11 protein-coding genes and 1 riboswitch are annotated in these 11398 nt (G+C 42.5%); of the genes, 1 reads left to right on the top strand and 10 read right to left on the bottom strand.

The features are described from left to right. Positions 1-308: 308 nt before the first annotated feature. Positions 309-764, bottom strand: a complete 456-nt coding sequence (locus LX64_RS12450) for a VOC family protein (protein WP_111597974.1) — start codon at positions 762-764, stop codon at positions 309-311. A gap of 97 nt (positions 765-861) precedes the next feature. Between LX64_RS12450 and LX64_RS12445 the strand changes: the two genes are divergently transcribed. Beyond that, on the top strand, positions 862-1623 hold the full coding sequence (locus LX64_RS12445; protein ID WP_111597973.1) for a patatin-like phospholipase family protein: 762 nt from the start codon (positions 862-864) through the stop codon (positions 1621-1623). Positions 1624-1741: 118 nt separating this feature from the next. Here LX64_RS12445 and LX64_RS12440 read toward each other — a convergent pair whose 3' ends face one another. The 9 genes from LX64_RS12440 to LX64_RS25845 form a co-directional block, all read right to left on the bottom strand. Further along, entirely contained in the window at positions 1742-2707 is a 966-nt protein-coding gene (locus tag LX64_RS12440; protein WP_148707296.1) for a terpene synthase family protein, read from the bottom strand. Between the two features lie 111 nt (positions 2708-2818). Further along, the gene (locus LX64_RS12435) at positions 2819-4609 is read right to left on the bottom strand and encodes an ATP-binding response regulator (RefSeq protein WP_111597971.1); all 1791 of its coding nucleotides are present in this window, start codon (positions 4607-4609) and stop codon (positions 2819-2821) included. 297 nt (positions 4610-4906) lie between these two features. After that, positions 4907-5347 carry an SRPBCC family protein gene (locus tag LX64_RS12430; RefSeq protein WP_111597970.1) on the bottom strand — a complete coding sequence of 147 codons (441 nt, stop codon included), beginning with the start codon at positions 5345-5347 and terminating at the stop codon, positions 4907-4909. A 79-nt stretch (positions 5348-5426) separates the two neighbouring features. Then, complete coding sequence (locus LX64_RS12425; RefSeq protein ID WP_111597969.1) at positions 5427-6500, bottom strand: aminotransferase class I/II-fold pyridoxal phosphate-dependent enzyme; 1074 nt, start codon at positions 6498-6500, stop codon at positions 5427-5429. Positions 6501-6566: 66 nt separating this feature from the next. Then, positions 6567-7307, bottom strand: a complete 741-nt coding sequence (locus LX64_RS12420; RefSeq protein ID WP_111597968.1) for a YggS family pyridoxal phosphate-dependent enzyme — start codon at positions 7305-7307, stop codon at positions 6567-6569. A gap of 174 nt (positions 7308-7481) precedes the next feature. Continuing rightward, positions 7482-8282: a class I SAM-dependent methyltransferase gene (locus LX64_RS12415; protein ID WP_111597967.1), complete on the bottom strand. Its 801-nt coding sequence runs from the start codon at positions 8280-8282 to the stop codon at positions 7482-7484. Between the two features lie 248 nt (positions 8283-8530). Next, a complete protein-coding gene (locus tag LX64_RS12410) occupies positions 8531-9460 on the bottom strand; it encodes a PKD domain-containing protein (protein ID WP_111597966.1) in 930 nt (309 codons plus the stop codon). A 73-nt stretch (positions 9461-9533) separates the two neighbouring features. Beyond that, positions 9534-10868: a DUF5074 domain-containing protein gene (locus LX64_RS12405; RefSeq protein WP_111597965.1), complete on the bottom strand. Its 1335-nt coding sequence runs from the start codon at positions 10866-10868 to the stop codon at positions 9534-9536. Positions 10869-10881: 13 nt separating this feature from the next. Further along, positions 10882-11076, bottom strand: a complete 195-nt coding sequence (locus LX64_RS25845; protein ID WP_148707295.1) for a hypothetical protein — start codon at positions 11074-11076, stop codon at positions 10882-10884. 74 nt (positions 11077-11150) lie between these two features. Further along, positions 11151-11354: riboswitch (cobalamin riboswitch) on the bottom strand. Positions 11355-11398 lie beyond the last annotated feature (44 nt).

Raw genomic sequence — 11398 nt, 5'->3', positions numbered from 1 at the left:
GAATTTGGAGGTGATTGGATATGGATATCCTATAAACAAAGCAGCCTGCACCTAAAGTAATTAGGAGGCAGGCATAAGTACAATTGAATAGTAAAGTGGCCGGTAATGTCGATATCAATACCATCGGCCCACAGGGTATATACTTGTTAATGAGGTATCCGGGGAATTCACTACATACACGCGTTGTTCACTAACACTATGATAAACAACCCTTAGCAGGAAAAGTTTAAAGAGGAATATAACTATATCCATAAAAAAACCCGCTTCCACCAAGTAGAAACGGGTTTATCTAGTATTTTAATTATCAATTACTTATAACCATCGTTATTGATCTCGATCCAATGCCCGTCGGGATCTTGGAAATAAATCTGTTTTACACCATCTACCCTATGGGTAATTGCCTTCGGCTTACCACCCCAATCGCTGTAATCTACCTTAAACTTCTCGAGGCGCTTTATAAAGTCTTCAATAGATGCCACGCTAAAGCACAAGTGATCATTTTTATCACGCTTGATTTCTGTTGGCGCTCCTTCTATCAAATGTAAGCGGCTAGTGGGCGACAAGTCGAACCAAGTATGTTTCCCATCTTTAAATGGCTCGTCGGCCACGGGGAATTGTAAAATATTGATGTAGAAATCTGTTGCCTTCTTCAAATCATGTACGTACATGGCGATATGATTCAGCATAATGGGCGGCTTCTTCTCTTGGGCCTTTGCACCCATTACACCCCATAACAGCAAGCCTGTAATGAAAACCTTTTTCATGTGTGTGGAATTTTGCTGTACAAAGTAGTGGAATAATTTGATGTGTACAATACAAATACATCGTTAAATCATTCTTAAAACTTTTTATATTTCGGCTATGAATAAAAGAGCTTTTGTACTATCCGGTGGAGGCGCTAGGGGCTATGCCCATGTAGGGGTATTGAAGGCCTTTGAAGAAGTGGGTATTGTACCTAGTGCTATTGCTGCTACCAGCGCAGGATCAATAGTGGCCGCTTTTATTTGTGATGGGTATTCACCGGAAGAAATTGGGGCCATTTTTAAAGGACATAAGTTAGGACTAGCCTTTGAATGGAAAAATTGGCGGAATGGGTTTGTGTCATTGAAGAAGTTAGAAGATGTGCTGCACAAAACGCTACGACATCGACATTTCGAGGAATTACCAACGCCCCTATTCATTACCGCCACAAATTTCATCAACGGCAACCAACATATATTTCATAGCGGCGCCATTATCCCTGCTGTGCTAGCTGCTTCAAGTATCCCCATTCTCTTTCAACCAAGGGTAATAGATAACGTGCAATTCGTCGATGGTGGCCTCTCCAGTAATTTACCCATCGAGCCATTATTACAAGATTACACGAACATTATCGGTGTGCATGTCAACCCGCTCACGCCTTACAATAGCAATATCAGCTTCCTATCAAACGTAGAAAGAACATTACATTTGGCCATCCGCGAATCGGTACTCAAAAACCAACAGCTTTGCCAAGAATTCCTAGAACCCACCGGGCTGGGTAATTTCGGTATGTTCGACTTTAACAAGTTCGACGAAATCTACCACCTAGGGCTCTCATTCACACGGAAGTATTTACAAGAAAAATCAAATAGAAAGGTTTAGTCGGTATAGGTGCAATGGAAGTATAAGGATACAGTATTCGTACTACAAGTTTGGTAAGAAGGGCCTTATAAAATGGGTTAACAAAACAATGGAAATACATCGTTCTGTTACCGACCCACTAGTCGCGTATATAACGCAATGAATCTTTCACCGACCAATCAATAAATCCTTTCACCATCGTTTCCATGGCTAAAAAGTATGATTGAATTTGGGCGTCAACAGCCTCGCCATAACTAGGCAGCTCTTGCTTTAATTGCATGAATTGTGCAATCTCTGCATCATGCAATTCGGCAGCTTTGTCGATGGCTTTTTCGATGGAAATGTCGTACTCATTAGCAAGTACACATACGAGGTTGTGCGAATCGCCATGCGCCAATTCCTTCTCTAACGAGAAGATATCATTCGCCCAGCAAATTACCCTGCGTATCAACTCCACGCATTGCATAAATGTACGTTCTTGCTGCACATAATACGGCAGTTGGATGCCTGTAGCAGGTTCAACCATGTCGGTACCCAAGTTTGCACCACTAAAGAATTGGCGCATTAATTTGTACGACGACAATGAAATATTACGATGCTTCACCGCGTTCTCCGCTTCCCAGAAGGCAGCTTGGAAGGTAGCCGTAAAACTAATCGTAAACTGGCTTTGCCATGTAGGCGATGTAAGCGGGATAAACCGCTGCCAGATGTCTTCCAAAGAAGCCAAGATGTTGTAAGTTTCTGGGCTCTTGTTCGGCAACTTGTTGTAACGGAAAATCGTTACGAAGTCACCTACCAATTTCTTCAAAAACTTCTCATCACGAATCTTCTCAGTTTGCTCGTTGATATGATCCAACATATCGTCGAGCACAAACAACCAGGTGTTCAAACACGATGCAGCATTGATAAATGCCAGGCTGGCTGTTGGGTAAGTACGCGCAGTCATCTTCGCAAATTTATAGCTCTTAAAGGCTATGTAATGCTCTTCGCTTGTCAACAAATCAAACGACCGTATCCAGTCGTTCGTGTGTTGTTCTATAAGCGGTAACTGCGGGTGAATCTTTGCCTCGAATGGGCAATAAAGGGACGGAATTGTAACGAGCATAGTATGCTATTTTATGGTTCATATTAAAGTTCCAACAAAAACTAGAACTTATCAGAATCCATATAGCAAAGACTTCCACGCGATACTATGACACTAAAGGAGTACTAAACCCTACTTGAAGTTCTCCAGTACCTCCTTCGCAAAAATGATTTTCTTGCACTTCACCAAGGCTTTTTCTAAGAGGTGCGTGCTATCAGGTTTTACAATATATTCATTCACACCCAATCCTTTAATAGCCTCAATCTCTTCGTGGAAGGCGTTAGACGACATTACAATAATAGGTATCGAAGCGAATCTTGGGTTACGTTTAAAGTCTTTGATAATATCTGGCCCTTTCTTACCCGGCAAGGTTAAATCTAACACGATAATACCAGGTGTAACCTGTAATGCATGGGCATGGGCATCTTCAAAATTCGAACAAATTGTAAAATCGCACCCCAATTTACTGAGTACAATCTCTACATATTTCTGGGCCATCAATTCATCTTCGATCACCAATACTTTCGTACCTTCTAAATTACACGTGATAATTTCTTCATCGGGCTTCACTTTAATATCTTGCTTGTCGCCCTGTTTCATGGGTACGCGTACGGTAAAAACAGTGCCTTTGGAAGAACTTTGTACTGTAATAGTACCGTTGAAGAGTTCTACAATTCGTTTTACCAAGTTCAAGCCTAGCCCATTCCCTTCAATAAATCGGTTCGTGCCTTTATTAACGCGGTTAAAGATATGGGGCAATATATCTTCCGGGATGCCCTTACCTTGATCGGCAACACTAAGTACCAACTGGTTATGCTCTACCGTTGCATCTAGGTAAATGGTTGATTTGGATTCTGTAAACTTAATAGCATTCAATAATAAGTTATTCAGCACCTTATCCAAATTCAGTGGGTCCGACACGATCGCTTCGGGGATATTACGGGTGCGCAATTGTATGGTAACTTGCCGCTCGTTGGCAATAATTTGCGCCGCCTGCTGGCTTTCCAATAAAAACTCTTGCAATAGGAAACACTCATTGGAAATAGCGAGGTAATCACCTTTCGATAGCTTTTCGATTGTTAAGATATTGTTGATGATTCGCAAGGCTAGTAAACTACGGGAAAGCACAATATCGTTCACATGCTGCACTTCATGGGTAATTCCCTCTTTCACCATCTTAGAGGCGTAATAGATAGAATTTAAAGGCGTACGAATCTCGTGCGATATTTCGCGGAGATAGAGAATAATCGAGTTATTGGCATTTTCGAGTTCTTGGGTCCGTTGTTTTACTACGCCTTCCAAGTTCTCGTTTTGCTGCTTGATTTCTTCGAGAAGGTTCGATTTATCGGAGGTAAGGCGTTCTGTGATACGTTGATAGCGGGCAATGATGAAGATCGTTAACACGATAATTACCACACCACCGGCTATATGCACCCACAAATAGCTGGTATGATCGAAATGCAACGGCTCTACAAGGTTGAATTGCTTCACCACTTCCAATATTACATACGACAAACCCGCTATGGCTAAACAAAATGTTCTTAAGCGGCCTTCCTTTTCTAGTGGGAACAACAAGAATGCCTGCCCTGCTAAAAATGCCACGAGCAAGCTGGCATCTACCGCCTCAGTTAAAATAATCCCGAAATACACGGTGGCTGCCGTATGGGTTAATTGGGCATTGATTTTGGCCCCCGTATAATAACCTTTATGGTGAAGTGGTAAAATGCATAGGAATGATAATCCCTCTAAAACAGTAGGAATGAGGATTCTATATTCTCCCGTAAAGTGAAAAAACACGCAACCTAGGGCAATAGAAAATACAGCCGTTAAGATTGCAATGAAGTTTAACGTAATTACTTGGTATGAATAACTTGGGTTAGCGTCAGTTCCTATATATAGCAACTTCGTAAACAGTTTTTTCATAAAAAAACAGGGGTGTAGGTTCTAGCTGGACAAAACAGTGTAACTGGGAGAAAGATAATATATTTTAACGTGATTCCACCGCAGCAGGCAGTTGCACTAAAATATTCATGCGTAGGCACATGACATCATTATCCATTCTACAAGTCGCTTTCCTTGCACAGTGTATAAAAGTTGGCCTCAAGTCAAAATGGTTGGGAAACGTATTTCTAAAAAATCGGCGTTGGCAACGTTGTAATTTTTTAAAGCGTTGTTATCGAATCTTGCGTATACAAATATACTGGTTTCTACTGATCGATGTTATAATTCACTGATTTCCTTCACTTTTTGTAAGGCTTGTGGCCATGTTTTATCAAAATAGTCTTTGTATTCAGGATCAAAATCGATCGAAACAGTCAGCGTGGTGATACCATGGAATTCTTCCAATGTATAGGCTTCTAAGGAACCGGCTACCTTTTTGGCAATGTCGGTTGTATAGTCTTCTACCCCGTTCATTACTTCACCGAGGTGACGGAAGGATATAGAGTTTTCTTTCCGAATATCGACGATTTCGGCCACCATGCCATCATTGTTACCGTTGACAAACAGGATTTTACTGCCCTTTTCCCAACTATTGGTTTCAATGTGGTTATTTTGGCTGAAAACGGTCGTCCACTCCGGGTAAGAATCTTCATCCCATAATACGTCCCAAACGATGTGTTTTGATGCCTTGATATCGATGCTATACGTTGAATTTCTCATACTGGTAGGTTTTTCCGAGGTTCCTTCCTTGAAAACAACCCAAACAGCCGAATGTTCAATCTATAACGATCATCCTCCCTTAATTATTACCCAATATACAAGCCGCCAACTTCTCCATGGCCGGTAATAATTCCGGCGACTGCCACTCTGTACCCAAGGCTACCCGCATATAGTTCTCCTGCCCATTAACGGCAAAATCGACCCCATCGGGAATATCCATACCCTCGGTACGTAAATAACTCGTAATAGTCGACGAAGAATTCCCTTGTGGTAACATGATCCAAAAATGGAAGCTATTCGGGTGCGTTGCGTATGGTACTCTTTTCATCACCTTCCGGATTTGATCTTGCCAATCTTTCGCCACGGCTTGCTTTTCGGCCATAATCTTTTGGAGACGGCCGCCCTGTAAAAGGTGAATACCAAAATCGATGAACAGGCTACAAGGACTACTAGATGTAAGCCTAATGTAGTTTTCCAAACCTTGCAATAGCTTGGTAGGATATATAATGTAAGCCGCTTTGAGGAACGGGTTGTAGGCTTTTGACAAACTCAAAATATGCACCGTGCGCGACGGGATAATGGATAAAAAAGTAGGTGGAGGTGAAGGATGTAAGAAACGGTATGCATCATCCTCCAAAATGTATACATCTTCAAATGAAGCCACTACTTCCGCAATAGCTTGACGCCTTTCTAACGACATCACCGCGCATGTTGGGTTGTGGATAGTAGGTTGAAGATAAACTAACTTACAAGTACCCGCTTCTAAAAAAGCAGCTAAAGCGGAAGGAATCATCCCTTCCTCGTCGCAAGCAACAGTTGCTAATGGCACGTTGTAATGGTTTGCAATCATTTTGAACCCCGGGAAAGTAAACTCCTCCGTGGCCACTACTTGCAATCCTTTATGCAATACCGCCATTACACAATATAAGGCGGAGTTCGCCGATGGAATGGTAGTAATAACAGATGTTGCTTTCACGGCGTCCATATCCACCCCTAAGAATTGCAACAAAGTTGCTTCATCTCTTTCTTGTAGGCTGTAAGCCGGTGGATGTAATAGGTCGAACTCGCTACGGCGGGGAAATTCGGCAGTATAAGCGTGGAACAATTCCAATTCGCTAGGCACAGATGGATAGTTAACTCGGAGATTCAACATTGCTTCGTAATTATGAACACGAATATACTAAAGGCAATTGGTGAATCTACATTTTATTCCCAACTGTTATTGATTTGCCTGCTCGTTCCACACATATCCCGGCACTACCCTGTTACCAAATATAGCTGTGCCAACACGTACCATCGTAGCACCTTCTGCAATGGCCATTTCAAGATCGCCACTCATACCCATCGATAAACCCAATGCTGTATAAATGCCCGTTTGCAACAGCTCGTTTCTTAAACGACGTAATAAACGCAAGGAAGGTTTCATTTTCAAAGGATCGGCATCTAATAACCCGATCGTCATTAAGCCTTTTACACGCAAAGTATCGAATGATTGTAGCTGTTTCGCAAAGGTAAAAATATCGGCAGGTGCAATACCGAATTTGCTTTCTTCGGCGGATGTGTTTACTTGGATGTATACATCTAGTGGTTTGCCCATGGCTTGCAAACGTTTCTCTAATTCCCTAGCAATTTCAACACGATCCAATGATTGAATGCAAGTAGCATATTTCAATACATCTTTTACTTTGTTGCTTTGTAAATGCCCGATGAAATGTTTCTCGATCGTTAAATCAGCTAGTCCAGGTGCTTTATCGCGGAGTTCCTGTACTTTGTTTTCGCCCATGAGTGTTTCACCTGCTTCGATGGCTACGCGGATACGTTCTGCCGGCACTGTTTTCGTAGCCAATAATAAGCGTACTTCTTGCGGATCGCGGTTACACTGTAGGCATGCTTGGTGGATACGTTCTTTAACGGTGTGAAGATGGGTGATAATAGTGGAAGGCTCGTTGATGATATGCATGGTGTTCGTTCATTGAAACCACGAAACTCCTACATCTTTCAATGATGTAACTGATCCAGTTTTAAGAAAAAGAGGGAACCAGTAGCTGCTCCACCCCGCGCAATGCAAGCAGTGGCACTCGCCTACTACTTGCATAAAAACACAACTGGTTAGAAAATATTGGCTCGCTTCTCTCTACACGCTAGCGTGTGTAGCCATTAAATACATACGCATGGTTTGCGCTTCATTTATACAATACTCGTTGTAATCCTTAATTGCTTGTAATCGCTCCTGTTCCGAAATATAGCCGTCGGCCACTAATTGTTGACCGCGTGTTTCTGCCACTTTCGTCCATATAGATATATGGGTTTGAAAATCGGGATCTTCTCTTTTCGTGCTTTCCGGGAATGCTGCGTGCAATTGTAATTGCATGTGCAATCCCGTTACTAATTGAGGTAGAGCATCGCCAATGGCATTGTTCATACCCACATCGGCACGCCATTTTAAAAACTGGTTGTAGAAATATTGCATACTGGCTGGTGGAGCAGGTTGCCATTCGATTTTTGTATGGTTGTAATCCAATACGCAAATCATTCCACCTGGTACGAGTATACTAATCATTTTCTTCATCACTTCTTGTGGCGTTTCGATCCATTGCAAGGTGCGACTAGTTGTAATTACATCGAATGGCAATGTTGGCTTAAATGCCATTACATCATCGCTCACAAATTCCAAGTTCGCATAGTCCTTAAAATTACGTTGCGCTATATCAATCAACTCTTTACTACGATCAATACCACAAACGTATCCATTCGGGCCTACGATATCAGCAATTCCTTTTGTAATGGTACCCGATCCGCAGCCTACGTCGAGTACACGCATGCCGGGTTTCAATACCAATAATAAATTTGCGTTCGCATTGTCTACCGTCCTCACATCCAAAACCGCGTTCGTGCCTCTTGGCATAGCGGCGCGTTGATAAGCGTTAGTTGCCATGGAATTTGTTGTTTCGATACAGCAAACCTAACGTATCGTGCTAGGTGTACCAATCACATTTTATCAGATTCTACAAGCTTCAACTTTCATAATAAACAGCTAAAATCGCTACTACAAAGGATTTACATCTTCTCGTTTTCAGTCATCCAAGCCTCAAATGCACCAAAATAAAAACACCACGAAGTAAAAACCTCGTGGTGTGTTCATGATTAACCTGTAAAGAAAAAAACTATGAAAATGCGTTACGACTACAAATGCAAATCGCGCGCACCTTTTATCTCTGTTGAAATCTCGCCTAACATGGGTCCTGCTGCACAGTTTTGTGCTGTATATACTTTCACAAAATCGATGTGAGTAAGACTTACACTCGTACCTGCGCTATTTACAGCCCAGCTAATATCGAATGTGTTGTAACCATACGTTGTGTGATCCGTAGCATAGTTATCGGCGTACCCCCAAGCATAACCGGGGTTCGTAATAATAGTGCCTGTTACCAAAGTGTTGGCCACTTTGGTACCGGTGAAACTGATAGAATCTAAGTTCGGCGCAAACGTTGGGTAATAGTTATTGCTGGTATGGTATGCATTCGCATATACATAACCCGTAGCCCCTTGGTTATCGCGCCACAAAACGTTGGTAGCAATTGTACCGGGATTGTAATACGTGATCTTGTAATTTTTAATAGTGCTGGCAGCGCTGTATTGACTACCTGCTAGTTCATACCAAGTATCGTCTGGAATACCGTTGTTGTTCGTATCCTGGCTAACCATTACGATGCCCGGCTCCGACCATTGGTAAGTGGGCCCTAACGGGTTGCCGTAAATACCGATATCGGCACCTGTACCATTGGTAACAGAATGATCGAAACCAAATACTACGTAACCACCATAGCCACCTAAAGACACAATGTTTGAAGTACTTCCCACCAAACCTGCGGCGGCGGTAGGTGTACCAAAAGAAGCTTCGTTGATAAACTGTCCAGGTGCTGGCAAATAGCTATACACTGTGCTAATTAATGGGCTACTTAACAAAGTAGCTGCACGCACAGTACCTACTTTACTAGGTACAATGGCTTTTTGTTGTGCGAGGTCGTTCGTTGTTTGCAATGATTCTTTCTGACAAGCGGAGAAGGCAATAGTTCCGCAAAGAACCAGGGTGTTAAAAATGGACTTTTTCATATCGATTTTGATTTAGGGTGAACTGGGTTAAGAAAAAAGCCCGGTCATGCAAGTAACCGGGCGAAGGCCAGCACTAGTAATAAATAGATAATGCTGGGAAGTAATATCCTGTATATTGAACGGTGCTTAACAAAGTACCTGCATGGGCATCATAAAACTGCCACTTGTTATCGTTACTGGAACCCCATTCGTCGGCCAATGTATACACGAGTAATTGTTGTTTTCTTTCGTTATAACGCACAGCAGATCCGTAGAAATACTGGCCTGGTGGTAACGTGATAAAAGGTGTACTTAACGACGACAAATCACCGTCTTTATAACGGAAAATTTTATTGCCGCTGTACTCCAATGTGCCACCAATACCGGGAGCCTCTTTGCGTTGTGCAATGTATACTTCGTTACCGTTTGGATTGGCCGTTATAGACGCCGAACGCCACGACCATAGTGCCCATGGGTTGGTAATACCAAACGACAATGGTACACGTGCTACATCCATGCTATTAGGAGAAATTCTAAATAATGACGAGTCGCCCGCTGCCCAGATAGCATCTTTTGTTTTCGCGAAACCTAGGGTGGCCTTTGGAATCTTCTTCAATACGCTATAATCTGTAGCCGACAAAATCACGATACCTTCTGTTTCCGACATCACGTAGATTTTATCGCCCACTAACAACATATCGCCTGCTGCCCCGCTGAACGCTGGGATTTTAGTTCCCAGTGTTAAAGGATTTAATTGCACTTGGTATAAGCCGTCGGCAGAACTAAGCAAACCTTTATTGGCAGAAATACCTAGGAAAGCATGCCCAATGTCGGCCGGCAGTTTAGGAATACGGGCTTTTTCTTTGAATGTATAGGCGTCGACAACAACGAGTGGCCCACCAACTTTTACCACCATGTACAAATCGCCATTAAAAATGGTAGCGTATTGTAAAGTAGCATCGGTAGGACCTAATTGCAGTGTTGGGTTTTCTTTCTTGTAGATATTCATCGTTACTTTGCTACTATCGTAACTGTAGTAAGCAAAATCGCCGTTCGCTACGCCGTACTGGCCTTCCTGTAACACCAAGAAACCATTTTCATACTTGCCATTCACTTTAATGTTGAACACAAGTGAATCGGTGCCTACACTATTAGTAGCGAAGAAAACAACGCGGTAATCGCCGCGGTCGGATGGATTGAAATTGAAAGCAGAATCGGTGCTTTTGGTAACATTGTTTACGCGCCAAGCGTATGTTAAACCTTGTTCGTATGTAACGTGCGGGTGAAGGGCAATTGAATGACCCATCAATAAAGTGTCGGAAGTACCGGTTGCTTTAATTTGCGGGGTACTTAACTGCGGTTCGTCTTTTGCACAACTGAAAATAAGTGTACTAGATAATAGCAGCAGCGCGAGCTTGTTTTGTTTCATGCTGATGTTTGGTTTAGATAAAATCGTTTACAATACAGTTGGCAACACTTTTCACAAAAACATACGTTAACAAATATTCCATAAGCGTGGTAATAGCAAAGCAATGCCAGGTTGATGTGTTGGTTGAAAACATCAACGAGTCGAATACATACGTTAAACCATCATGCGCCAAATACACAGCATCTCTACGGCGTAGAGTACATCCCAAAAGGTGAAATCACAAATTAAATAGTGTATAAAGCCCGATTGGGCCTACATCTTAGCCTTTCACCCGAAAGCGCTGATTGATACATACTATTGGCAGGTCTTCTGGCTCGTCTACTTCCTCTAAGGCCTTCCCGCTTCTACATTGTAGAGGCAGTGGCGTGGAGATTAGAGAAAACTTGCGTAGACTCACAGCTACGGGGATAGCTTCGGTTTCACACCGAATTCCCTTTTAATACTACCGCGCGACGCGCAGCAATAACCAATTGCGGGGCAAACTTACAGTAAGTAATTGTAAATGCAAAATGTGTTTTTATCATTCGATA

This window comes from Chitinophaga skermanii (genome assembly GCF_003259335.1).
In the GTDB taxonomy this organism is placed as follows: Bacteria; Bacteroidota; Bacteroidia; order Chitinophagales; family Chitinophagaceae; genus Chitinophaga; species Chitinophaga skermanii.
This window is presented reverse-complemented; position numbering and strand designations above follow the sequence as displayed.